This window comes from Zavarzinella sp. (assembly GCA_041399155.1).
Lineage (GTDB): Bacteria > Planctomycetota > Planctomycetia > Gemmatales > Gemmataceae > JAWKTI01.
The window spans coordinates 1,812,664-1,838,355 of the sequence record JAWKTI010000001.1; the positions used below are offsets into that span (position 1 = coordinate 1,812,664).

Here is a 25,692-nt window from a genome sequence, read left to right on the forward strand (position 1 = left end):
GCATTTCCGTGGCTATCCATATTGTATGTTTCGGTGCCCGGTTTCTGGTAGTTCACTGCCTCAAGGACCGCTTTGCGTCTGTGGGCGGATAGAACGGGAAGCACGGCGGGATGCTGTACGCCACGGTTTTTCGACAAAGTAATACATCACTATCGCAGCGGCAAACATTGCTATCAGGCATCCGAGCGTGGTCAATATTCTGGTGATCAAAGGATATTCAGGCATCGCACCAAAAGGAATGACCCCACCAAGCACCATCAGTACCAGGGCGTGGGTCATATACAGCGAATAACTGATGTTCCCAAGAAACACCAGTGCCCTGCTTTTCCAGATCCACGTCGCCGTGTTTCCAGCCAATGCAAACAGCAACACCAGCAGAAAAAACAGCACAAGATAACAGGCATGAACAATTTTTTCGTTTGTTACCAGATACGGCAGGACGATCCCCAAAATCACCAGGAAATCGGTCAGCCGAAACCGAATCGTTTTTTGCCATCTTGCGTGCAGACGAGCAAGAAACACCCCACCAAAAAAGGTGGGGATAATGTAAACCAGACCGCGAAAAACGATCGAATCCAACGTGAAAACCATCACCGAACAGGGAATTGTCAGCAAAAACAGGATTGAAGTTGTCCGGATTGAAAGTCGACAGACACTCCATGCCAAAGTTGGAAAAAGCAGATAGGCAAACCATTCCGAACTGATCGACCAGGAAGGATAATTCCAGGCAAGCGTAGTGAATTCATACTCCCAGGCATGAACCAGAAAAATATTCGCCAGAAAACTATCTAAGGAATTCCGTGGGTCAACAGGATGCTTACTACTGATTACCAATAAAAGGCAACAGAATAACGCTGCCAGGTGGACCGGGTAAATCCGCCCGAGTCGCAACCACCAGAAAAGTAGAAGTTCTTTGAACCGGATCGTCTGAAATCGATCCAGATACCGAATACCAAGTACATAACCACTGAGAATAAAAAATAGCGGGACTGCCAGGTGGCCGAATTTTAAAATCGGTTGAAACCACCGCATTGCAGGCAATAAATTGAACAGGTCAGGTGAAAAGTGGTGCAGGAGAACCCAAAGCGCAGCCACGCCCCGCAACGAAGTTAGTGCGTAAATGTCTGTGGTTTTCGCGGTTTGTTCTGACAAAGTCAATCCCCTGAAACCAACAGCGCTAAGCCAGTCCGGCAAATTTTCGAATCATCCATTCAACAGTAAGGAAACCAATTACCAGACAAAGCAACCACCATGATTGTCCCAAATGAGTTTCAGTGATGTACGTTCGAGTCGCCTTCTGTGCTTTCAAAAATTCTGACAATTGATCTACTTCTGCAATCTCAACAACTTTTCCACCTGTTTTATCGGCAATATCCAACATGAAATTTCGATTTACAGATAGATCGACTAATTCGCCTGTATCCGTTGGGAGTACCAGAAAAGGAGATTTTAATTTTTCCCCACTCGTGCTTTGAACCATCTGCTCGTACCCAGGAATCACCAGTTCTGCAATATATTTCCCTGCTGGCAGATCTTTGATGGAACTGGTCCACTCTTTAGGTATCACCGGATGTGGCACAAGTGGGATCGTGCGGACCACCTGGTCTGAAGTTCCATTCTGTAACCGCAACCGTATCCCTACCACTTGATTTGGCGGTAGTGTAGTTGCTTTGTCTGTAAATCGAGCAACGAATTCGACTTCCTGGTCTGTGCGATAGTTTGGTTCCCGCGTTCCAAAGCGAACAAAATCGTTGCCAGTAATCAATGCCCGATCGCTTGCAGCCCAGCGAATCAGTTGGCTCCAGAAACGGTGGTTATATTCATCGCCTCGTTTGAATCGCCAACGCCAGGTACTATCGATTCCAAGATAGATCACTCTGCCAAAACCGTAATGCTGTCGGACAAGAATTGGTGCCCCCGATTCGGATTTTGTTCCATCGAACGGTTGGTCTGCTTCCACACTTCGCGCCAACACCACCGAACCGGGCTTTTCTATACCAGTTACTGCCCAGTAGTGGTGGGGGAGTTGCTGCCAGATTTCGGAGCTGGCACCCGCATTTTCAGACATCCGCAAAAATCCAGTCCCCTCTCCTTCTGCGGTAATTCGGAAAGCTCGTCCTGATTCACTGCTGATTTCAATTGGCTGACTGATCGGCAGCAATTTAGAAATGATTGGATCCTGAAAAATCTGCATGGGCATGGACCGTTTACCAGCAAGCAGCACTAGTGTCCCACCACGATCTGCCACATATTTTTCCAGCCGCTGGCGATATTCCAATGTGAGCTCGTCTAGCCCCAAATCGCCCAGAATGATGCAGTCAAAATCCAATAATGCCTCCGGATCTGTGGGCAGCTTCAGTTGCGGCAGTCCAGCATCACGTGTGGGGGATTCTCCTGCCTGCAGCCGAGGTTGGAGAAATACCACTCGCTGCATTGCCATGGTGCTATCTCTTTCCAAAGCAGTTTGCAGGTAGTGAAACTCCCAACGTACCTCACTGTCGACAACGAGCACTTTAGCTTTATCCGCTGTCACATGAATCGTCAGTGGGCGTTGATTGTTTGCAGGCTGGGTATCTTTGCGACGATCCGTTGGTTGATTTGGAAGGTGCTCTGCAGTCAACTGTAATTGATTTTTCCCAGACTGAACCATTTTCGCAAGTAACTGAACTGTTTTTTGTTGATTATTCCCATCGTGGGGGAATTCCTGCACCACCGGTGAGACGGGCTTGCCATTTTTGTCGGGAAGATTCAGTGACACCCGGATGGTACCCGGTGGCATGTTATTAATCAGCAAACGGCACTCTACCGTGGCATATGCATTCTGAAAAACTGCGGGCGGGCTGGCTCGAGCTGCGATAATTGCTAAATCTGGCGGTGGATCTTTGGGGCCACACACCACAAAATGAACTGGAATGCCCAAATCAGCCAGTTCCTGAACTCGTAATTGTGGTGAGACACCCCAGTTGTGCTGGCCGTCACTGAATATCACCACACCGACCAGTTTTTCTGTTGATGTACGCAGTTGGATTGCATCCAGCAACGGAACTTTCAAATCGGTAAAGCGATTGCCGGTGGGAGACTCGGAAATCAACGGATTGGAACCAGGCTCTGTGACGGACAGTGGGTGCGATTCTTGCGAAAATCCATGTAACCGAATCTGGTGTTTTTCCTGCATCTGACCCAGAAAATTCTTCCCACGTGGGTCGAGAACACGCATGGCGAGGTGCTTCCTCGCAAATAAATGAAATTCCTCTAATAATCGATGGTATTCGGCAGTTTCGGTAAAACGATAATCACTTCGCTTCGCACTTTGCAACCAATTATCCAACGTGCTGGATGGTACTTTACCCTGATATATCGACAACTCTTTGATTAATTCCAGTTTTTCCAGATCAGATCGGTGGTGATCGAAAACACCCATGCTGTCGGATAAATCAACAGCCACGAAAAGTTGGGAGGGCACTTCTTCCGAATGACTGTGAGCAATCACCGGACGCCAATACAACAACAACACAACCGTCAGAATAATTAGAGATCGCACCACCAACAGAATCCTGGCATATCCTTTGCTGATAGTGGTCAGTTCCTGGCGATAAAGTCGAAAAACGATCCACAAAGTGAAGCTTGCCAGACCAAGCAGAAGAAAAAAGTCCGCAAATTTGCCTAAGTGCGACCACCTCTGCAGTAGCATGAGTCGAGCATCGCTGAATGGTAGTTCAATTCGCCACATGAGCTTTTGCTTTCAGGCTTTAGAGGAATGTTTCCTGTGCGCGATCATGCAGAGTGTCCGGTTTTTGCAAAAAAGGTGGGGTATCAGCACGCAAACAGACACCCCCACCATCAGGACCACGGTAACGCACCGCACTGAATGCCAGTATCGGAAAGAAAACAAACGGCAGCACACATAATCCTAAGCCAAAATACCAACCGTAGCCAAATGCGCGGGCAAGATGAAAGGAATTTAATATCCAATCTGCAATTCTTGTGGGTGGGAATAAAATGCCCAGCCATGCCCACCAGTCCGAACGCCCTGTGATTCATAATTCGATCCACTGTTCCAGGTAAGGAATAATGGACATCCAGCCCGATTGCCCAGCCTTGGTAAATACCCGCCAGCGTGCGACGAGAAAGATCAATCCCAGCACCGATAAAATTAAAACAAGACCTGCATTGTTCATGAAATCATTCTATTTGAGACAAACATCCTGAACATGTTCCGACGAGAGAGTAGCTTCAGATCAACTGGAAACCGCACAAATATCGCATATATGCAAGAATGATTATCAAAGAATTTTGATTGACAGCAACTGGCATTCCAACAATAATACTTTAAGAGGGTAGAGATTGAATTTTCTTGTGCTGCTTTTGGCTTTGCTTTTAGGTGCGGGACCACAGTCGTTCTGTACCTGTGGCCATGCACATGCACTTCCAGAGAATGAGTTAGAAACTCCCCCAACAGATCCATTTTCGCACAATGACTACCAAGATGATCAGCATGATAACCATTCACAACTTTGCTGTGATGGTGCCACTGATCCCTGGTTAACGCACGAAGACTCTTCACAGATCCCACCAGTCGCAGGGCTCATCGTGCAAACAGATGCGGACTTGCGTACCCACTTGAAGGCTATCACTGTCCATTTATCGATTTCACCGCAGGTTTCTGCAACTAACCCACTATCACAGCAAGTACCACGATTAACAATCTAACAATCAAACAAATTTTTTATCATTAAACTGTTTGAATTTTTGGTTGCACTTGTGTCCTGATTGCTTCGATGCTACGAGTTATGAAAAAACTATCATTTATTCCCACCCGCATATTGTTTGGGTGGCTTCTGTTTATTGCCCTGGGAATTACTGCTGGGGCTACGTATCGCCTCTGGCAACCCTTGATACTCCCATCTGACACCACGGAGGAAGGTCATGCCGAAGATGACCACGATGAACATTCCGATGAGGAAACGATAAAATTAACACCACAGGCACGAGAAAATCTGAAATTGAAGTTTCAGGAATTGTCCCACTTACCGTATTGGCGAAAAGTTTCCATACCAGGCGTTCTGGTTGATCGACCAGGCGAAACAGATCGCACCGTGGGCACAAAAGTCAGTGCCATCGTGTCCAAAATCTACGCAAGACCCGGTGATGTCGTGGAGGCGGATCAGCCACTTTTTGAACTGCAGATCGTCAGCGAATTTGCCCAAAGCACACAGGTTGAATTAGTGAAATCGATTCGTGAGCAAGAATTGGCAAAGGTGCACCTGGAAAAAATCATGGATGGAGTGCGGCTTGGCACCAAAACCCAGCTTGATGCATTTGAACAGCAGAAGCAACTTCAGCGATGGGAACTACAAATAGGTCTTTATCGGCGACAATTGGGCTTGTTCGGCTTCACCCAATCTCAGATAGAACAAGTGTTACAAGGGAATCTGTTAACAACAATTACAATTTCTGCCCCGCCACTGGAAAATGATGAAATGGGAATCACCAGCACTGGGAGATCAAAAGGTGAGTATGAAGTGCAGGAATTAAAAGTTCAGGTGGGTCAGCATGTGATTGCTGGCGACCCACTTTGCATCCTTTCCAACCACGAACAATTGTTTGTTGAAGCCAGATTTTTTACATCAGAACAATTACTGCTAGCAAACGCTGTAGCAATGGGTGGAAAAATTGAGCTGGATACTCATGAGCCCACAATGGGCATAACATGGCCAAATGATCCAGCAATTCGGTTCCACCATTACTCCAATGAAGTAGAAATCGATAGCCGAACTGTGGGGGCGTATTTCCTGTTAGAAAATGAAGCCCGCAGTGAAGATGTCAGCGGCAAAAAACGATTGGCCTGGCGTTTTCGCCCGGGACAACATGTGCATCTGCATGTCCCGGTGGAATTTTTGGGGAAAGAGTTATTTGTGGTTCCTATTGATGCCATAGTCAGAGAAGGGGCTAATGCCTACGTTTTCCGGGAAAATGGCGCCAAGCTACAGCGAGTAGAAGTACAGCTAAAACTTCAGGATAGCAATAATGCTGTCATCGTTGCTGATGGGTCACTGGGAGTTGGCCAATCAATTGCAGTGAATCAGGCACCCGCACTCAATCGCATATTGAAGGCTGGAAATGCAGGTGATGATCATGGCCACGACCATGATCACGATCATTAATTCTGTTGTAAATCCATTACTATCACCTGTAAATCACCTATGCTAAATCAAATTATCCGACTGGCTCTGAACCATCGAACAATGGTCGTCATCATCGCAGTAATTGCGATGGTCTGGGGAACCATTCAGGCATTACAAATGCCAATCGATGTATTTCCAAACCTGGATCGTCCACGTGTAACCATCATTACAGAAGCCCCTGGCTATGCCACGGAAGAAGTAGAAACATTAATCACCTTTCCATTGGAATCTGCCATTTTAGGTGGAAATGGTGTCGTTGATGTGCGAAGTCAAAGTGGGCCTGGAGTTTCTGTCATCTTTGTCGAATTCGGGTGGGATGCTCAGGCAATGCAAGCCCGCCAAGTGGTACAGGAGCGAATTGCAACTGCAATAGCAGATCTGCCTGAAAGGATTCAGCCTCATATTGCACCTGCCAGTTCGTTGATGGGTCAGTTCATGATATTTGGTATTCATGAACGAGCTGGCCCAAGTGGTGGGAAACTTTCTACCGTTGAAGGTACCTCATGGGTTGTTGAAGAACAAAAATCTCTAAATGAAACAAATAGTTTTATTTGCTGGGATACGCACAATAAACTAGAATTGGCCGAATGGACAAAAATCCCTTCAGCTCAAGTGGATTTGCTGCCAACAGCCAGCGGTGATCGACTTACCGGACGTGTCGTGTTCAATAAGCAATCCATGCAGTTTCATTTCTCTGGCACTGAAAAAGCCGAAATGGAAATTCGCACGTTAGTTGATTGGCAGGTACGCCCACGATTGCAGAAAATACCTGGAATGGCACAAGTGATCCCCATGGGGGGTGGTCGAAAGCAGTATCAGGTACTACTCGATCCAGACGCATTACATCAATACGAAGTAACGCTGAGTGAGGTCCAACAGGCACTGGAATCGAATAATGCCAATTTTTCAGGCGGGTTACTTCATCTCAATGGCTCTGATCAGCCAGTTCGTATCCTGGGAAGGCTTGGAGAAAACGCTCCAGAAGTACTTGAAAACATCAGAAAAATCCCTGTCAAAGTGACGGAAAAACGATCGATTCTGATTGAACAGATTGCATTTGTCAAAGAAGGGATCCCTGTCAAGGTTGGAGATGTATCGGTCAATGGAACTCCCGGAATATCGTTAAGTCTGACACGACAAACCCAGGCAGACACACGAGAAATTACTAAAGCAGCATTGAATGAAATCAAACAAATCCAGACAACGCTGCCTCCACATCTGACGGTTGACACAGATATTTATCAAATGCGGGATTTTATCGATCGTGGTATCTTTAACGTCTTAGAAGCTTTGATAATTGGTGCATTGTTAGTTACACTTGTTCTATTCCTGTTTCTATTAAATTGGCGCACAACGATCATTTCGCTAACAGCAATTCCTATGTCTCTTGTGATTACAACAATCATTTTTTACTTTTCAGGAATACTGTTTGATAGCAATCTCAGCATTAATGTAATGACCTTGGGTGGAATTGCAGTAGCACTGGGAGAATTGGTTGATGATGCAATTGTTGATGTCGAAAATATTTATCGGCGATTGAATGAAAATTCAATGCTGGATAAGCCCAGATCACGTCTGTTGGTAGTTTTTGAAGCCAGCAAGGAAGTGAGATCAGCAATTGTCTTTGGCACAATGATGGTTATATTGGTATTTTTGCCATTGCTGGCTCTTAGTGGCATGGAGGGTAGACTTTTTTCTCCCCTGGCTGTCGCTTATGTTACTGCCATCTTATCTTCACTCTTAGTTTCACTAACGTTAACTCCAGTAATGGCGTATTGGTTGTTAGTCAGAACTGGAGGCTCTCAAACAACACATCATGCAGACAATCTGGTTGTTCGCAATCTGAAATTCGTTGCTACCCTGCTCGTACGATTCAGCTTGAAATATGCAGGTTGGCTGTTACTGCTTACCTGGATTCTGGTAGGGTATTTTGGCTTGCGGTTGTTCCAACTGAAAAGCAATTTTCTTCCTGCCTTTGATGAAGGTACTGTGCAACTCAATATTTCATTAACGCCAGGTGCATCATTGGATGCTTCGAACCAGACTTGCTCTGCAATTGATGAACATCTTCTCAAACTTCAAGCAAATTCAGAGCATCCAGATTTTCCAATTCGTGGATTCCTAAGACGCACTGGACGTGCAGAACTGGATGAGCACGTGGAACCTACCAGTGCGACGGAATATCTGTTAATGGTGAATCCCGATAACCCGATGCCTCGCCAGGAGTTACTTGACCTGTTAACAGAGAAAGTCAAAGAGGTAGCCCCTGAAGTTGGAATTGAAGCAGAACAACCTTTAGCACACTTGATCAGTCACATGCTTTCAGGTACAACTGCGCAAATTGCAATCAAGATCTATGGAGATGATCTCGATCTGTTACTGCGAAAAGCAACTGACATTCAACGAGAACTCGCTGAGATTCCTGGAATTAAATCGCTGGCAGTTGAGCCAATTCGACGAACAGATGAAGTGCATATTCGCTTGCGACCAGATGCCTTGCAGTTTTATGGGCTTGATAAGGAAACTATTGGGAAATACCTGGAAATTGCTTTACGAGGAAAACGCGCCAGCCAGGTGATTGAAGGCCAAAAACGATTTGATCTCATTGTGCGATTTCATGAAGAACATCGCAAAGACATCAGCTCATTTGGTCGATTACGAATCGACATACCAAACCACCATCGAGAAGTACTTCTGCAAGATATCGCTGATATCACACCCGCTACCGGTGGGGATTCCGGTGCGAATCAAGTAAAAAGAGATAATACCCTACGTCGCATGGTTGTAAGGTGCAACGCAGATACTACGCAACGCACGCTCCAGGCAGTTGTTGAGGATATCCAGCGTACGGTGGCTACAAAAATCAACATGCCGGCTGGATACTATGTGGAATACGCGGGGCAATTTGAAAATCAACGAGCCGCATCCAGACAGATACTTCTCCTGGGTATCGCTTCGTTGGTAGGGATGTTTCTAGTTCTGTTCATTGCATTTCCATCGATAAGAATTGTATTACAGCTTTTTAATGCGATCCCCACTGCATTCATTGGCGGGGTACTCGCTCTGCTAATTACAGGTCAGAAACCGAGTCTTGCAGCCTGGGTCGGGTTCATTTCTCTTGGAGGAATAGCCATGCGCAATGGTATTTTGCTGATCACGCACTACATCCATCTGATGAAACATGAAGGTGAAGGATTTACGCCACAAATGATTGTCCGTGGGAGCATGGAACGGTTGTCTCCTGTGCTGATGACATCATTGACGGCAGGGATCGGTTTGTTGCCACTTGTGATTGCTGGCAATCTGCCAGGCCGAGAAATTTTATATCCTGTTGCTACAGTGATAACGGGAGGGTTGATTACTTCAACCTTTTGTGAATTCCTGCTCCATCCCGGGATATTCTGGAAATTCAGTGGGAAAAGTGTTACTATGCTTACTACCCAAGCCACGGATGTTGAAAAGTTGGTCTAAATTGTTACGGAGATGTTTGATGAAGAAGATTGCACTGTTACTTGTTGTTGGATCTCTCTATTTCGCAAGTGGTTGCGACGAAAAAACCGGAACTAGCTCAGGTTCAAATTCCGCTGCCGGACATGGTCATGCTCATGAACATCCCGCAAGTGGACCACATGGTGGGGTTTACGCGGAATGGGGCGAAGAAGAATATCACGTTGAGTTTTCTCCGGATCATGCCAAAAAAATGGTGACCGTTTACGTACTTGGCGAAGATGTGAAAACACCCAAACCAATTAAGGCCAACGAAATTACGGTTACCTTAAAGACCACTCCGCCGCTCACGCTGAAGTTGGCTGCAGCACCGCTGGAAGGCGAGAAAGATGGTAACTCATCTCGTTTTGAAGCAACTCATGATGAACTTGCCAAAGAACAGGCATTCTCTGGCACCATCAGTGCTACAATAGAAGGTAAAAAATACTCAGGTGACTTCGAAGAGAAAAAATAGTTTCATATTAATCCAATGGATGGGCTCGGTAAAATACATCGCACCGTTCATGCATTTCCTCCCAGCCCAATTTCTCATAAATGTGACGGGCAGAAGAATTTCTGCCATCCACTGATAACTGGCTGACATTCAGTGGTTCATCAACAATTATTCTCATAATCGTCTGACCAATGCCCCGATCACGATATTCTGGCAGCACCCCAAGATACTCTAACTGTGGGCCAGCAATCGCTAAAACCCCCACTGGTTGTTGGTGAAAAAAAATCAGCCAACGACCAAGAATTCCTTTGCCTAAGTACAGATCCTGCAATGATTTACGAGAAAGATGCTTGTTCAATTCCGGAAAATCTGAACTGTGTAATTGACATTCCAAAAGCAGATCCAGCCAAAGATCGACTTCTGAGCTGGACAACGGTCGGAGCGACACCGGTCCAATATCGTGAAGATGTTCTAACTTATTCCGTTCTGTTCCATTCAAGCACAATTGTACCACTGTGCCAATCTGCCAAAAATGATTTTTTTCTAATATTTTGCCCCACTTCGATTGGGAACGTGGAACAACTGCCTGACATGCACGTGGGGGTAGAAATGAAAATAATGTGTCCATGACCCCATTTCTAAGTGGTAGCTTTATTCCAAACGGAAGATGGACCATCAGGATTTCGCCCATAAGTTGCCAGGCGAGCGTGCCAAGAATTGAATCAGAATCACCTGATACATAAACGATCTTGCATATATCCGATTGACTATGAACGAGCGATTCTAACTCAGAATTTTCCCATTGATACGCACTTGAAATGGCTAATTTTGTGAAAAATGGTGTTGCAATGTTAAGTTGGTGAACGGTATAGGGTTGTTTGAAGGTCATTTACCAGGCCAGTATTGGTTTTCGCATCGAGCCAAGTAACTTAATATTAGAACGTAACTTACGGGAGTCTGGATGGAGATAATTCCCAGGGATCAAACGACCGTCTGGTTCGATATTGATCACCTCATTCGTCATCAGGGCTACCCACGTGGGATTCCACGGGTGGTGAGTTGCATTTTGAAAGAGTTGCTGGAAAACCACCCACAACAGGTAAAATTGTGTCAGTTTCGAGTAAAAACAGGTCACTTTCACGAAGTTCCACAAGAGTTTATTTCAGAATTCCTTGCCCGCTCGCAAAAAGCATCTTCCGGCCACAAAAAGAAAGCCACAACGGAACTCGCTGCTCAATCAAAAAGTCTGCTACAGAAAAAACTGTGGGATTTATCTGTTCATCTTTGGGAATTCGGCTGGCATTTGAAAGGTTTGTTTCGAGAAGCATGGAAGTTTACCAAGGTATTAATCTGGCTGATATTACAAGCATTCAGGAAAATATCCTGGCAGACTTCAGGCTCTCGGGCCGTTTTTCAGCGCGGGGATTACCTTGTTTTCACAGGCGGCATGGATGAGTTGATCAAATTCGCAGAAGTGAGAACCCTCAAACAAACTGGCGTACAAATCGCAGCACTTGTGCACGATATTATCCCAATTAACGCACCCCATTTATGCAGCAAGGAACAGTCATTCCGATTTGCGGAATGGTTTGATGAGCTAACAAGGCAAACTGACTTACTGATCACCACTTCAAACCACAATTTGCGGGAATTCGCACACTACTTCGAAAAACAGAAGCTTGCCCCACCGCGAATGGCACAGTTTCGGCTTGGTGATGATTTCAGCCAGTCTCCGCAAGCTATTTTTCCTGAAGGACTTACGCAGGAAATGCCTGCCGGATTCGTGTTGATGGTTTCTGCGATTGAAGCTAGAAAAAATCAACAAGTGCTCTACCAGACATGGCAGCAATTGGTGGAACAATATGGTGAAAAAACCCCCCACCTTGTCCTGGTCGGGGGTGTAGGCTATCTTGGAAAAGAACTTGCCTATCAGATTGAAAATAACCCTGCCACCAAACCGTTTGTTACTCAACTGGTGGGTATATCAGACAGTGAATTAACCTGGCTATACAAGAATTGTCGATTTACGGTGTTTCCCACACTTTATGAAGGCTGGGGATTACCTGTTGCAGAGAGTCTGGCATTTGGAAAGTACTGTATTGCTTCCAATCAATCATCAGTCCCTGAAGTTGGTGGAAAAGTCGTTGACTACCATCACCCACTGGATACTGCGGAACTAATACGGTTAATTGAACTTGCGATGGATAATGAGTACCTTGCTGGTAAATCTGCAACCATCAAAGAACAACACCAATTGCTTACTTGGAAAGAAAGTGCAGAGCAATTTTGGCGTGCGTTTTCACTGAATCAGGGAAAAATGAATGCCAAGGTTTAGCATCATTGTACCAACTAGAAATCGACCCGATACCTTGAAGGTGACGCTGAATAGTTGCTTGAACCAAAAATATGGCGACTATGAAATCATTGTCTCAGATAATGCGTCTGAAACCGATACGAGGGGGCTAGTTGCCTCGCTAAATTCTTCCAAAATCAGATACCACAAAAGTAGTATTCGCTTGAGTTTGGCAGATAGCTGGGAATTTGCAGTCTCTCATGCAAGCGGCGAATATGTCATTCTGATCGGCGATGATGATGGTCTGTTCGAATACACACTCTCCGTTGCAGATCAGTTGCTCAAGAAATATCCATCTGAAATTTTGAAGCACCAATCTGCAATTTATTACTGGCCAGAAATTCCACACATTTTTGCTAACCTGGCACAATTTCCGATTGATTTTCGAATGCGATTCATTGATATCCACACAGACGAGTGGTTTTCTAAATTATTTCAGCCTTTGTCAACTGAATTTCAACCTTATCTACTGCCGTGTATCTATCACACCTTTATTCGCAACAATCTGATTCAGTCAATCATTTCGGAAACCGGCCGATTGTTTCACGCTCACGATGTTGATTTGTATAGTGGATTTACCCTGGCCCATCTGGCCAAGTCAATGCTTTACTTACGCTATCCACTGAGTATTTATGCAATCAGCAATGCAAGTAATAACTTCAACATGGCAATTCAGCAGGACTATGAATCCTTGTTGCAATACGCTGCTAACGATTCTGAATTTCGAAGACACCCCTGGATACCGCAACGCTATCTCTATTCTGGCATCGTCAATTGTGCTGACGCTTTCCTGAACTTTCGCAAAACGTTCCAGCTCAGCCCTAAAGCATATCCATTCGACAGAAAGCTGTTTCTCAAAAAGACCTTAGCAACTCTATGCTCAAACGATCCGAGAGTTCTTGATCTTCAACAAAAAGCATTAATGGAGTGCTGTTCCGATGATTCACGGCTACAAGTTTGGCTGAATGACAAACTGCAATTGCAATCTGCATCCTTAAATTTACAGAGATCCGCTTCACTACCCGCCCTTTATGATGGAAACTACTTTTCGATCAAAGGTGAAAGTATTGGCATTCAATCATTGTCTGATATGTTGGAGAAAATACCAAAACTGTATAGACACCCCGAACAACTCCCAGTGACCCTCGAGAAAAACCTTACTACTAGTCGCCCGCTGTGGCGACGAATGATCAGACGCTTGTATGCCCGAAACTAACGAGCAGAAATATTTTTAAAGATAAAACCGTAGTTGAGATAATTTTCATGCGATTCAGCGTCGTCATCCCAACTCGTAATCGGCCAGGCACTTTGGCTGCCACTCTCAAAACATGTTTGAATCAGCATGCCTTTGAAGATTACGAAATAATTATCAGTGATAATTCTGATAATGGCGATTCTTTGACGGTTATCAAAGAATTACTTACAAAAAAAGTACAGTATCATCGAACTCCTAAACCTCTTGCGATGCATGATAATTGGGAATTCGCACTCCAAAAAGCAACTGGAGAATACATTTGTTACCTCGGAGATGATGATGGTTTGCATCCCGATGCCCTGGCACGTACAAATCAACTATTCAATTATGGTAGTTTTCAAGCACTTGGATCCCATCGGGTCAATTACTTCTGGCCAAACGTAGTCCAGCCAAGCCAGCGAGACTTAATCAGTATCCCCCTGGGGGCTGGCTTGGAGTACCTTGAATTTCTGCCAGCAACTGTCGCAAACGCAGTCATTCCGCCAGAACAATATTCGTACTGTTTACCTATGATCTATCGTGGATTCATATCTCGAAAACTCTGTGATCAGGCTATAAAAAAATTCGGCCGTGTTTTTCAACACCTCATACCGGATATCTATTCTGGATTTTTGTTTGGCTGGCTTGCAAAGAAATACGCAGTATCGCTGGACCCACTTTTTATCGAAGGTGTTTCATCTGCAAGTAACGGCCTGGCTACCAGCATGATTGCAGAAAACCCATCACAAACGCAAGTTGTTGATTTTTATCGATTGGCAACAGAATCAGAAATTCAGAATTTTTCTGAGGACCACCCTGCTCCAAAATCCTTGAATCACTGTGTCTATGATGTCTACCGTACCGCCATGAATAGATTCGGCCTTGGGGAAGATTTTCAAATAGATATGTGTGCTTATTTAAACGGATTTTTCAAAAATCATCAAATAACAAATTTGCAGCACCGGAGAGTCATTTATGAACGGATGATACAACTTTATCGTGATGATGATCGACTGATCTCATTCATTCAAACAGAATGCCGTGATAACATGTTGCCTTCTGGAAATGAACTTCCAGCAGAACGCCCCAGTGGAATCCGTGGCGATATGTTACACTTTGGTGGCAAATCGATGAATGTTTCAGATGTGGCCGATCTAGGGATCTTACTTGGAAAAATATTACCGATTCAGCATGATGGAACTTATTCTCGTCTGCCACCTTCACGATATTTGAACGAATCCCCTTTGGAGATGAGCTTAAAAGCAGAAATATCAAAGCGAGATCAAGAAATTGTTAATCTGCATGCTTTACTGCGTGAAACAAACTTATCCAAAACACCCCAGCGTGTCATTAAAAAAATCTGCAGGTTGCTGGGAATTACGAGAAAACCAGCACAAAATGAAGAATAACCAAAATGGATTGACTGGTAAAAACAGATATGATCAACCAGTAACTTTGCTAGTAAGAACCGTGATCACATTTGATCTGACTTGGGCAAAGCCACCTTCAATGTTCAGAATTTTCACTTGTCTGTTATGCGTCAAGCGTAACTGCCCCTTACCGAGTCTACCGACGAGTGCCGAGCGCCCAGACTGTACACCTAGTTCACCATCAATCATGGGTAGGACAACCAACTCAGCCTGCTCATCCAGAATGGCCTTTTCAGGTGTAACAACCATGCACTGTAACATTGAATGATTCCTAGACAGTTCGTATTAAACTCGCTTCCAAACCTACTGATTCAGATTATCCGGCCTTAGCAGCCATTTCTTTGGCTTGTGCTTCGGCTTCTTCAATTGTACCCACATACATAAAGGCCGATTCTGGAAGATGGTCCCATTTGCCATCGCATAGTTCTTCAAAACTGCGGATCGTATCTTCCAATTTGGTGAAGTTGCCGGACTTTCCAGTAAATGCTTCCGCCACGAAGAACGGCTGCGACAAGAAACGCTCAATCCGACGGGCACGATTCACTACTTGTTTGTCTTCTTCAGACAGCTCTTCAACACCCAGAATTGCAATAATATCCTGCAGTTCACGGAAACGTTGTAAGATCTGTTGCACTCGACGAGCAACAGCAAAGTGACGTTCGCCAATGTACTGTGGATCCAGCAAGCGGCTATTTGATGCCAGTGGATCAATCGCAGGGTAAATCCCCTTTTCAGAAATTGACCTCTCCAGATAAATAAAGGCGTCCAGGTGCTGAAAGGTGTTTGCTGGTGCCGGGTCAGTGGGATCGTCTGCAGGCACATACACCGCTTGCACCGAGGTAATGGCCCCGCGTGCGGTGGTAGTGATTCGCTCCTGCAATTCACCCATTTCCGTAGCGAGCGTGGGCTGATAACCCACGGCACTGGGCATCCGGCCCAGAAGTGCAGACACTTCTGAACCAGCTTGCGAAAATCGGAAAATGTTGTCCACGAACAACAGCGTTTCTGTACCGGTGCTGTCGCGGAACCACTCAGCCATGGTTAATGCAGACAATGCCACCCGCAAGCGTGCACCCGGGGGTTCATTCATCTGACCGAAGACCATCGCAGTATTGTCAATAACAGATTTTGCGTCAGCTCCCGCACCTGTTTTCGTTTCCTGCATTTCCAGCCAAAGGTCATTCCCTTCACGGGTTCGTTCACCTACGCCAGCAAATACGGAGTATCCTTTGTATTCCTTTGCAATCCGGGTAATTAATTCCGTTAAAATAACGGTTTTGCCCAGCCCTGCACCACCGAACAAACCTGCTTTACCACCACGCACCAGTGGAGTAAGCAAATCCACCACTTTAATACCAGTGACAAGCATCTCCGACTTGGGAGACAATTCTTCAAATTTCGGTGGCTTCTGGTGAATTGAACGGGTTTCAGGTGCGTTTACTGGACCACGGCCATCAATAGGCTGGCCAAGAAGATTGAAGACCCGTCCCAGGGTCTCCAAACCTACAGGCACCTTGACCGGAGAACCAGTGTCGACAGCATCGGTGCCACGAACCAGACCATCGGTGCTGCCTAACGCAACACAGCGAACACGACCACCACCCAAATGCTGCTGAACTTCACCAACTAGATTAATGCTCACACCTTTCGATTCTGATTGAACGGTGACAGCGTTATAAATCTCTGGTAAATGGTCATCGAACTCTACGTCAAAGGTCGAACCGATAATTTGAATGATTCGACCAGTTTTTGCTGCAACAGCAACCATATCTACTCCGATTTCGGCACAAGAAAACTCAAGTGATGGGCACAGTGGGTCAACTGAGCCTGAAAAACTTCTTCTCGACTGAGCTTACCAAGCACCGGTGAATCATACCAAGGTCCGGTGTGGTGCTGCAATCGTTCGATCCAAACCATTAATTCGGAAACTGCTCCAGACTCATCGCCTCCAGGCGGGGGAACCGTTTCTTTCATTGTGGGGCCACCCTTTTTGATAGGAATCAGCCCAAGATATTGTTTCCGATATCCGCTTCGCATCATCGGAAAGACCAATTTTTTTAACAACCATGGTACTCGTGGATAACCTTGCATTGGAAAGGACATCCATTGGCACAGATGTCCTGCACATTGTGCTAAATCCCAGTTACCCGTTTGAGTGTATCCATTGGACAACTTGTTCAGGTCAACGATCAAGTCTGTGAAAGTCTCATACCGCAGAAGCGTGCGAGGCTGCATTATTTCAAAGCCTCCGCACCAGCAATCAGTTCCGAAATTTCTTTCGTAATCTTCGCCTGACGTGCGCGGTTATATTGTTGAGATATTTCCTTAATTAATTCCGCGGCATTTTCAGTAGCTGCTTTCATAGCAACACGACGTGCAATTTGCTCACTAACAGCAGCATCCAGGAAGCATTTAAATAACTTCTGCTTGAATGCTACTGGCACGATCGCATTGAGAATTTCAGTAGCACTTGGAAGATATTCATACTCGACGCTCGAGGCCACACTGACATTGTTTGCCACAGTTGATGGCACGATGGATGCAAGCGGCAAAAGGTTTTCGACGACAGCAGTCTGGCGTGTTGCGGTAATAAACTTGGTATACGCCACCTGAACGCGATCTACCTGACCGGAGGTGTAAAGCTCAATGAACTTATCTGCAATAGGTTCGACTTCTGCAAATGCGGGCTTATCATCAAAATTCGTGTAAGTCGCCTGAGCAGGTATCTGCTGATAGCGAAAATAGGCAATAGATTTCTTGCCAGCAAGTTCCAGCAGAAAAGGAATTTCCTGTTGGTTCATTTCGCGAATTGTTTTGGTTGCTTCCCGAAGAATGCTGGAGTTATAGCCGCCGCACAATCCTCTGTTCGATGAAATCACCAGCAGCAAACCCCGATTGATCGTGGGGCGAATTTCCAACAGAGGGTGGGTGACATCTCCACCAGCAGAAGTCAGGTCAGCAGCAATTTCTGAAATCTTACGAGTATAAGCATCTGCTTCCGAGGCACGGTCTAGTGCTTTCTTGAATCGAGCTGCCGCAATCAATTCCATGGTACGGGTAATCTTCCGGATATTCCGTACTGCTTTGCGTCGCTGAACAAGTTGTCGAAGATTCGCCATCCCATCCTCTTAATTTACTGCTGCCAATACTTTCAACAATTGATCAACTTACTTACCAGTGGGCTGAAACTGAGGCTGAAATGCTTTGATCGATTCATTCAATTTCGCAATCAACTCGTCACTCAGCTTCTTTTCTTTCGCCAACTGTTCCCGTACTTCAGGCTTTTGTTCTTTCATAAAGCGAAGGAACTGATCTTCCCAGGCTGCAACATCTTTCCGTGGAACGTTATCCAAACCACCAGTATTACCTGCGTAGATCACCATGATCTGATCAATAACATTCATTGGTTTGAATTGCGGCTGTTTCAGCAATTCCACCATCCGATAGCCACGATCCAACTGTTGCTGGGTAGCTTTATCTAGTTCGGTACCAAGCTGAGCAAAGGCTTCCAATTCACGAAACTGTGCGAGTGCTAACTTCAACCCACCTGCAACGGTTTTGTGCTTCATCGCACCGATCTGTGCATTACCACCGACGCGAGAAACAGAAATACCAACATCAACTGCAGGACGAACACCAGCATAGAACAATGACGGTTGCAGATAAATCTGCCCATCGGTAATCGAAATCACGTTGGTGGGAATGTATGCAGATACCTCACCTTCAAGCGTTTCAATAATCGGTAGTGCTGTGAGTGAACCACCAGAAGCAAGAACGCGTCCGAGTTTGTGTCCTTCGAACGACTTCAAGTGGTGCTCGGCTTCCTCTTTGCCAGCCGGACCCACATATACTTTGCCAGGCTCACCGGCATTGCGTTTGCGCAATGGATCAGTGGCAGAGTTCACACCCCAATCGTCTTCCACTTTGCTACCATCGGTTTCACTGGGCATAATTACCCAACGTTCAGCCAACTTGGCAGATCGTTCGAGTAGACGGCTATGGCAGTAAAAAACGTCACCAGGATATGCTTCGCGGCCTGGTGGTCGACGCATCAGTAACGATAACTGGCGATACGCAGCAGCCTGTTTGGACAAGTCATCGTAAACGACCAAGGTATCCTTGCCGTTGTACATAAAGTATTCTGCCATCGCACAACCGGCATAGGGTGCGATGTACTGCATGGGGGCAGATTTCGAAGAAGATGCAGCGACAACAATCGTGTAGTCAAGGGCACCCGTGCGACGCAAATCTTCAACAATCTGGGCGATCTTACCTTCCATCTGCCCGCAGGCAACATAGACGCAGATTACGCCCTCTTCGCGCTGATTGAGAATCGTGTCCAAAGCAATAGCAGTCTTCCCTGTCCGCCGATCGCCAATGATTAATTCCCGTTGGCCACGGCCAATGGGAGTCATTGCATCGATTGCTTTAATGCCGGTTTGCAGAGGCTGCTTCACAGGTTGACGATCAGCAACCCCAGGAGCAGGTGTCTCAATCGGCCTGGATGCAGTGGTCATAATCGGACCTTTGCCATCCATGGGATTGCCAAGTGGGTCTACCACACGGCCAATCAGAGCTTCGCCAACAGGCACCTGCAGCAGTCGCCCGGTTGTTTTGACTTCATCGCCTTCCTGAATTGAAAGATAATCCCCAAGGATAATAATCCCAACGGAAGTTTCTTCCAAGTTGAAGGCGAGGCCAGCAACCTGTGTGCGTGGAAACTCTACCAGTTCACCAGCCATGACGCCAGATAACCCGTAGACACGTGCGATTCCATCACCAACTTCCAATACCCGGCCGACTTCGCGAACGTCCTGGCCGGTACGAAAGTTGACGATTTCACCCCGAATAACTGAAACGATCTCGTCCGACTTGAACTTCATAACTGCTTCTCGCCAGGAGGCTTCTCCGAATATTTTCGATACGGGTGCGTACAGAGCCATCAAACAATTGATCACCAACCTGAACGATCATGCCACCAAGAAGTGACTCATCAATCAGGGTGACAATCATTGGTTCGCGACCAGTCGCCACACCAACACTTTGCTTTAAATGTTCCAACTGATCCGCAGACAAGGACGTTGCTGTTTTCACAACAACGTGAACTCGCTTGGCCTTTTCGTCCAGCAACTCACGATAACCAATTTCAACCGCGCGGATCAGATTCAAACGGTCGTGGTTGTTCAGGATATTCAAAAAATCAAACAAAATCGGGGAAGTTTTTCCCTCAAACACCTGTTGAAGCATCGGGGTCTTCAACTTCCGTTTTACTACGGGCGAAGCCAGAGAATCTTCGAAGTCAGGAGACGTGTTCAACACATCAACTACAAGCGATCGCAGTTCGGCTGCTACTTCTTCTGCCTGATTTTGCTCCGAAGCTACATCCAACAGCGCTTGTGCGTAAATTTTGCCCAATCTGCGTGCAACACCGCCTAGCTCGCTCACTTTTCGACTTGTTTTCTTCACTTCTGACATAAAAGAATCCTTACTGCCGTAACGAAGACTAAGCTTTGCTAAGCGTCTGTTTCAATTCAGCCAAAGACTCATCCAGCAAACGGGCGTGGTCTGACGGTGTCAACTCACGCTGCACTGCTTTCGACGAAATAATGGCTGCGATTTCTACAGATTGTGTATAAATCTCCAGCAATGCCTGTTCTTTGGCCAGATCAATTTCTTTTCGGACCCGCTCCCTTTCAGTGGCAATATCTGCCAACGCTTCCGATTTCATTTGATCTTTCAGAACCTGAGCATCCCTTCTGGCCTCATCCATCATGCCACGAATTTCATCGTTGGCTTTAGCAAGCCGATCCTTGATTTCTGCCAGATTCTTTTCCGATTCAGCACGCGCCGCAAGTGCATCATCATGAATCTTCTGAAGATTTTCCTGCCGTTTATCAAGGCCGTTGATCATAGGTTTCCAGGCAAATTTGCCAAGAACAAAGAACAACAAACCGAACACCACGAGAGTCCAGATCCCCAGGTCAAATCGAGTCAATCCAAAGGTCTTCTGGATTGGCTCTTTCTCGCCATGGGCATGTCCATCATGCTCAGACTTGGCTTCAGTAGTTCCAGTTGCAGCGGGATCTTTAGCAGCATGAATGCCACCAACGAAAAACATCGCTGCAAACAGCACAAATAACATACGTAGAGTCATCTGCCTCGCTCCTTCGGTGATGGAAGGTGTGACAACTTAGCTGGCGATCAGCGCCAATACCAGACAGAGAACCACAGCAATCAGTGCTGCACCTTCAACCAGTGCAGCAAGCAGAATCATTGCACCACGAATATTCCCGGCCTGTTCCGGCTGACGGGCAATTGCGCCGAGTGCCGAAAATCCAACCATGCCGATACCAATACCGGCACCAATGATTGCAAGCCCCATACCCAAACCTGCACCGAAGCCTGTGACTTTCATTGGTGCAGCCGCTTCTTGAGCGAACGTGGGGTCAACAAAGAACAACATTGCAAACAAAGACAATACAGCGTACATCGCGAGCTTCATTGGATTTCGCTCTCCTCTAAATTTATCTGGTTGCACAATCTAACAACCGTCACATAATCAATGTTCCGGATGCAATGCAGCACCGAGAAACGTTGAAGTTAAAAACACAAAAACAAATGCCTGCAAAAAGGCCACAAACAATTCAAGCATCCCCAATAATGTCACTGCGATGACACTGATTGGTGTGATCACCCAGAACCACCCCTCGTGGGCCTGACCTGCCTGTACTGCAACCCCAATCATTGGAATGAAGGACAGCAATACAAACATTGCGGTATGGCCGGCAAGCATATTCGCAAAGAGCCGCACCGCAAGAACGATACCTCGAATGAATGCACCCATGACTTCCAAGCCGAACACCAAAAACTCGATGATCGGCGCCAGGATCTTCATCATGGCATCGTCACGATCAATTTTGACCTGAAAATGATGCAGATATTTTCCAAAACCATGAGCAGCCTTGATACCGTTGACATGGATCACAAAAAATGCGATCAACGCCAGCACACCAGTCACTGCGAGGCTTGCAGTGGCTGACCCCATGAAGGGCACCATACCAAGCAGATTCATCACTAGAATAAACACGAATGCCGACCACAGAAAAGGCATAAATCTTTTTGAATCTTTTTCACCGATCGTTGGGTAAGCAACCTGATCCCGGAGAAAAAGAAGCAAAGCCTCAACCGCATTCGTCAAACGCCCTTTTGGAACATCGCCTTTCGCAATCCTGCGACAGGCGGGCACAAACAGAGCAAGAATGATTCCCGCTGCAATGAGCTGGAGAATCATGAATTTGCTTAAACCAACTTCAAACTGCTGGCCAAAAAGAGTGAATTCAAAAAATTTGGGCAAATGGAATTCAATCTTTGCCGATTCAAAAAACCCCCAGTGGTTGCCGTCAGCCGCTTCTCGAAACGGATTGAACGATTTTACAAATTCCTGGAAGGTCATACATTCCCCGCTGGTTTTCTCGGTTCCATAGCCATGACTACGTGAGTCTCACTAATCATGAACAATACGTAGTAAACCAAACCCCACAATAATATCGAAAGCCCGGAAAACTCTGGAAGCAATCCGCCATAAAACAATCCCAAACCCAAACCAACAGCAATCATCGGCCTGATCAATCCCCATGCCATCAGAAGCATCACTTCCGTCATGGGCGGGCATTTTTTCGCCCTGAAAGCCAACATCACACCAACGATGTTTGGTACAATGCAGACAAGTGCCGCAACTATCACTTCCTGAGGCTTGCCTAGTGTAGTCAATGAAGCGACAATCACTCCAATCCCTACATACACCAGACTTAAACTCATGTACAGAACCGATAGTCGCAACGCCTTCATTGCTTCCCATCTTGTTTGCTGTCAGGAAGGTTTGAGTAGCGAATCAGCAACACAAACATACTTCCCATCCCCAGCAACACACCGACAATGGTGAACCAAGGCAGCAAACCAGTCGCCCAATCAATGAGCAGTCCTGTTATCACCCCGCCACTCAGAGTGCTACCCGTGGCAAATGCAAGCGATAGCTGTTTGTTGTATCCTGGTTTTTCCAAGATCACCTCGAACAAGCTTGTCTTCGCCGATATTTCAAATCATTCTTCCTTGAGAAGTGATATTCAACGGGACTCACCAATAAAGTCAATGTTCCAAACTTGGGAAAATAGTTTCTGCAAATAAGAATCCCCTACTTTCTACACTAGTCAATACCAATTCATAACAAACTCTTTATAAATAAACAAAACAACACAGTGCAATTATAAACACTAGTGATCAGCAAAACAATGGCTTTTGAAAATTTTTTGCGAATTTCTGCTTTTTTCTGAAAAAACGCTTTCAACTTTGGTGCCTGGTGGGTGCTTTTCAAGCGTTTTCTGAGCAAATCCCCACAATTTTCGTAACATGTACACTAATTCTGAGATTTCATTCCTGCCTTTCCCGAGACAAAGCCATGGATTATCTAGCTGCCTGTGCCGATGGATTCCAGCACATCGATGCCGCAGACCAATTGAAAACAAAAGCTCTGGAAAACCTGAAAAATTGGTTAACCCTACCAGATTTTGAAGATTACCGCCCACAGATTCAGTGGTTGGTAGAACAGGCACGGTGGAGTGATCTACTGGATTCGTTTTACCAAGTATTACCTTTTGGAACTGGTGGCAGACGTGGTGCCGTGGGGATCGGCCCAAATCGGATGAATCTGTGGACCAAAGGTGCATCGGTACAAGGCCATTGCGAGTATTTAAAACAACGTTTTCCAACAATATCTGATTTGAAGGTGGTTTTGGCTTACGATGTGAGGCAATTCGAAGATCAACGGCAAAAGTATAACTCCGCCCTGCCCAATCCAGTGCTGCACCTGTCCAGCAGAGATTTTGCACAATACGCAGCTCGAATTTACGCCGCGAATGGCATTCATGCATTCATTCTGCCGCCAGAGAGTGAACGCTATCTTGCCACACCTGAATTGTCTTTCGCAATCCGCTACCTGCAGGCACACGGTGGGTTGAATGTTTCTGCGTCCCACAATCCGCCCGATGATAATGGTGGGAAGTTCTACGATGAACGCGGCGGTCAACCTGTCCCGCCTGAAGACCAGATGATGAGCGATCTGGTTGATCAGGTGAACCAAATTCGGACAATGGAATGGGCAGACGCTGTCCAACAGAAAAAAATCCACTATCTCGATGACCAAACCCACCTTTCCTATATAGATTTGTGCCGCAAGCAGGCTCTCATCAATCCGCCAAAAGAAGGCGAAATACGGATTGTTTACACCCCGCTGCACGGCGTGGGGGGCATGACCACCAATGAGGCGCTAGCAGCCGCTGGATTTAAGACCATTCCAGTCGAAGAGCAGATGAAACCGGACGGACAATTCCCAAATGTCACCAAATCTCCAAACCCTGAGGTAAAAGAATCGTTGGATCGGGCAGAATTGGTCGCACGAAAATACCACGCCTTTTTGGCTATTGCCACTGATCCGGATGCTGATCGGCTGGGAGGGTTAGCCAGCACCACTATCAAAGGTGACGGCGATTTTCGTTTCATCAGTGGCAACGAACTTTGTTCATTGCTGACCCACTACAAACTGACCCAGCTTCAAAAACAGGGACGGATGCCAAAATCACCCGTAGTAGTGACAACGGAAGTCACTACTTCCATGGTGGGGAAAATTGCCCGCGATTTTTCTGTTCAGATCGTCGAAAACCTGTTGGTTGGCTTCAAATTTATTGCCAATGTCATCTGGCACCTGGAATCCACTGGTGAATATGAAGATGTGGAAGGGACGCCGGCAGATTTCGTACTGGGGTGCGAAGAAAGTCATGGTTTACAGACTACTGCGGAAGTTCGCGACAAAGACAGTGGGGGTGCCGCAGTGCTGATGGCAGAAATGGCACTTGATCAACTCCGTCAGGGGCGAACTGTCGTTGATTATCTCGATTCTCTGGCTCGAAAATACGGCTACTATCGTAACGAAGTAATTAATATCCAACTACCAGGTATCGAAGGCCGATCCAACATGACACGAATGCTGGAAACCTTGCGTTCGGCCCCACCAACCACTATTGCTGGGTTGCAAGTAACCAAATTTGAAGATTTACGCGACGAAAATGGTCGAATGGGCCCCCACCAGGGACAGACAGATGCCAGTGGGCGTAATGTGCTGATTTTCAGGCTGGGCGACCACGCAAAAGTAGTTCTTCGTCCCAGTGGAACAGAACCAAAAGCCAAAGCCTACCTGGAAGTGTGTACCGATCCCTGGAAAGCTGGAATCGATGAAGTTACCTGGAATCAGTTGTGCCACGAGGCGGACTTATTGGTGCAAAAACTGGCCACCGAATTTCTGACAACAGCACTGGAAACAGTGGGGATGAAACCTGCACCTGGTGCAGATCGATTGAACAGATGATTCAAACACTTGAACGAGTATCAAGAATGTTTCACGTGGAACACTGATACTTGCACAATAATTCAACAATTCATATTTTCCTCATATTCTCCATCTAATCACAGTTGCTTAGGCTTGTGTTTTTTTCCCAATC

The 25,692-nt window shown here is 46.1% G+C and carries 23 protein-coding genes; 7 read left to right on the plus strand and 16 right to left on the minus strand.

Annotation, left to right across the window (positions count from 1 at the left end):
* Positions 1-60: 60 nt before the first annotated feature.
* From R3B84_07480 to R3B84_07495, 4 genes are read right to left on the minus strand one after another with little or no spacing between them, the layout of a single operon-like run.
* Positions 61-1,152 (minus strand): acyltransferase, encoded by a 1,092-nt coding sequence (locus R3B84_07480; GenBank protein ID MEZ6140397.1) that lies wholly within the window; start codon positions 1,150-1,152, stop codon positions 61-63.
* A 25-nt stretch (positions 1,153-1,177) separates the two neighbouring features.
* The gene (locus tag R3B84_07485) at positions 1,178-3,730 is read right to left on the minus strand and encodes a hypothetical protein (GenBank protein MEZ6140398.1); all 2,553 of its coding nucleotides are present in this window, start codon (positions 3,728-3,730) and stop codon (positions 1,178-1,180) included.
* Between the two features lie 19 nt (positions 3,731-3,749).
* Positions 3,750-4,037 (minus strand): DUF5684 domain-containing protein, encoded by a 288-nt coding sequence (locus R3B84_07490; GenBank protein ID MEZ6140399.1) that lies wholly within the window; start codon positions 4,035-4,037, stop codon positions 3,750-3,752.
* The gene (locus tag R3B84_07495) at positions 4,038-4,178 is read right to left on the minus strand and encodes a hypothetical protein (GenBank protein MEZ6140400.1); all 141 of its coding nucleotides are present in this window, start codon (positions 4,176-4,178) and stop codon (positions 4,038-4,040) included. It lies immediately after the preceding gene.
* A 612-nt stretch (positions 4,179-4,790) separates the two neighbouring features.
* On the opposite strand from R3B84_07495, the gene R3B84_07500 reads away from it, so the two are divergent.
* From R3B84_07500 to R3B84_07510, 3 genes are read left to right on the plus strand one after another with little or no spacing between them, the layout of a single operon-like run.
* Complete coding sequence (locus R3B84_07500) at positions 4,791-6,164, plus strand: efflux RND transporter periplasmic adaptor subunit (GenBank protein MEZ6140401.1); 1,374 nt, start codon at positions 4,791-4,793, stop codon at positions 6,162-6,164.
* Between the two features lie 39 nt (positions 6,165-6,203).
* Positions 6,204-9,656 carry an efflux RND transporter permease subunit gene (locus tag R3B84_07505; protein ID MEZ6140402.1) on the plus strand — a complete coding sequence of 1,151 codons (3,453 nt, stop codon included), beginning with the start codon at positions 6,204-6,206 and terminating at the stop codon, positions 9,654-9,656.
* Positions 9,657-9,675: 19 nt separating this feature from the next.
* Entirely contained in the window at positions 9,676-10,146 is a 471-nt protein-coding gene (locus tag R3B84_07510; protein ID MEZ6140403.1) for a hypothetical protein, read from the plus strand.
* Positions 10,147-10,153: 7 nt separating this feature from the next.
* Here the strand turns inward: R3B84_07510 and R3B84_07515 are convergent, their stop codons facing one another.
* Positions 10,154-10,753 (minus strand): GNAT family N-acetyltransferase, encoded by a 600-nt coding sequence (locus tag R3B84_07515; GenBank protein ID MEZ6140404.1) that lies wholly within the window; start codon positions 10,751-10,753, stop codon positions 10,154-10,156.
* A 333-nt stretch (positions 10,754-11,086) separates the two neighbouring features.
* Between R3B84_07515 and R3B84_07520 the strand changes: the two genes are divergently transcribed.
* Genes R3B84_07520 through R3B84_07530 form a run of 3 tightly spaced genes read left to right on the plus strand, consistent with a single transcriptional unit; the run spans position 11,087 to position 15,121 of the window.
* The gene (locus tag R3B84_07520) at positions 11,087-12,460 is read left to right on the plus strand and encodes a glycosyltransferase (protein MEZ6140405.1); all 1,374 of its coding nucleotides are present in this window, start codon (positions 11,087-11,089) and stop codon (positions 12,458-12,460) included.
* Positions 12,447-13,694 (plus strand): glycosyltransferase family A protein, encoded by a 1,248-nt coding sequence (locus R3B84_07525; GenBank protein MEZ6140406.1) that lies wholly within the window; start codon positions 12,447-12,449, stop codon positions 13,692-13,694. Before R3B84_07520 ends, R3B84_07525 begins: the two co-directional genes overlap by 14 nt.
* Positions 13,695-13,741: 47 nt before the next feature.
* A complete protein-coding gene (locus R3B84_07530; GenBank protein ID MEZ6140407.1) occupies positions 13,742-15,121 on the plus strand; it encodes a glycosyltransferase family 2 protein in 1,380 nt (459 codons plus the stop codon).
* 33 nt (positions 15,122-15,154) lie between these two features.
* Here the strand turns inward: R3B84_07530 and R3B84_07535 are convergent, their stop codons facing one another.
* Genes R3B84_07535 through R3B84_07585 form a run of 11 tightly spaced genes read right to left on the minus strand, consistent with a single transcriptional unit; the run spans position 15,155 to position 23,202 of the window.
* Entirely contained in the window at positions 15,155-15,403 is a 249-nt protein-coding gene (locus R3B84_07535) for a hypothetical protein (GenBank protein MEZ6140408.1), read from the minus strand.
* Positions 15,404-15,458: 55 nt separating this feature from the next.
* Complete coding sequence (gene atpD / locus R3B84_07540; GenBank protein MEZ6140409.1) at positions 15,459-16,910, minus strand: F0F1 ATP synthase subunit beta; 1,452 nt, start codon at positions 16,908-16,910, stop codon at positions 15,459-15,461.
* A 2-nt stretch (positions 16,911-16,912) separates the two neighbouring features.
* Positions 16,913-17,377 (minus strand): DUF1569 domain-containing protein, encoded by a 465-nt coding sequence (locus R3B84_07545; protein ID MEZ6140410.1) that lies wholly within the window; start codon positions 17,375-17,377, stop codon positions 16,913-16,915.
* Entirely contained in the window at positions 17,377-18,261 is an 885-nt protein-coding gene (gene atpG / locus R3B84_07550) for an ATP synthase F1 subunit gamma (GenBank protein MEZ6140411.1), read from the minus strand. The genes R3B84_07545 and atpG overlap by 1 nt, the downstream gene beginning before the upstream one ends.
* A 48-nt stretch (positions 18,262-18,309) precedes the next feature.
* A complete protein-coding gene (atpA, locus tag R3B84_07555) occupies positions 18,310-20,025 on the minus strand; it encodes a F0F1 ATP synthase subunit alpha (protein MEZ6140412.1) in 1,716 nt (571 codons plus the stop codon).
* The gene (atpH, locus tag R3B84_07560; protein ID MEZ6140413.1) at positions 19,982-20,617 is read right to left on the minus strand and encodes an ATP synthase F1 subunit delta; all 636 of its coding nucleotides are present in this window, start codon (positions 20,615-20,617) and stop codon (positions 19,982-19,984) included. Before atpH ends, atpA begins: the two co-directional genes overlap by 44 nt.
* 28 nt (positions 20,618-20,645) lie before the next feature.
* Complete coding sequence (locus R3B84_07565) at positions 20,646-21,296, minus strand: hypothetical protein (protein MEZ6140414.1); 651 nt, start codon at positions 21,294-21,296, stop codon at positions 20,646-20,648.
* Between the two features lie 36 nt (positions 21,297-21,332).
* On the minus strand, positions 21,333-21,680 hold the full coding sequence (gene atpE / locus R3B84_07570; GenBank protein MEZ6140415.1) for an ATP synthase F0 subunit C: 348 nt from the start codon (positions 21,678-21,680) through the stop codon (positions 21,333-21,335).
* 21 nt (positions 21,681-21,701) lie between these two features.
* Complete coding sequence (gene atpB, locus R3B84_07575) at positions 21,702-22,595, minus strand: F0F1 ATP synthase subunit A (protein ID MEZ6140416.1); 894 nt, start codon at positions 22,593-22,595, stop codon at positions 21,702-21,704.
* On the minus strand, positions 22,592-22,960 hold the full coding sequence (locus R3B84_07580) for a hypothetical protein (protein MEZ6140417.1): 369 nt from the start codon (positions 22,958-22,960) through the stop codon (positions 22,592-22,594). The genes atpB and R3B84_07580 overlap by 4 nt, the downstream gene beginning before the upstream one ends.
* 26 nt (positions 22,961-22,986) lie before the next feature.
* The gene (locus tag R3B84_07585) at positions 22,987-23,202 is read right to left on the minus strand and encodes a hypothetical protein (protein ID MEZ6140418.1); all 216 of its coding nucleotides are present in this window, start codon (positions 23,200-23,202) and stop codon (positions 22,987-22,989) included.
* 395 nt (positions 23,203-23,597) lie between these two features.
* Between R3B84_07585 and R3B84_07590 the strand changes: the two genes are divergently transcribed.
* The gene (locus tag R3B84_07590) at positions 23,598-25,559 is read left to right on the plus strand and encodes a phospho-sugar mutase (GenBank protein MEZ6140419.1); all 1,962 of its coding nucleotides are present in this window, start codon (positions 23,598-23,600) and stop codon (positions 25,557-25,559) included.
* Positions 25,560-25,692 lie beyond the last annotated feature (133 nt).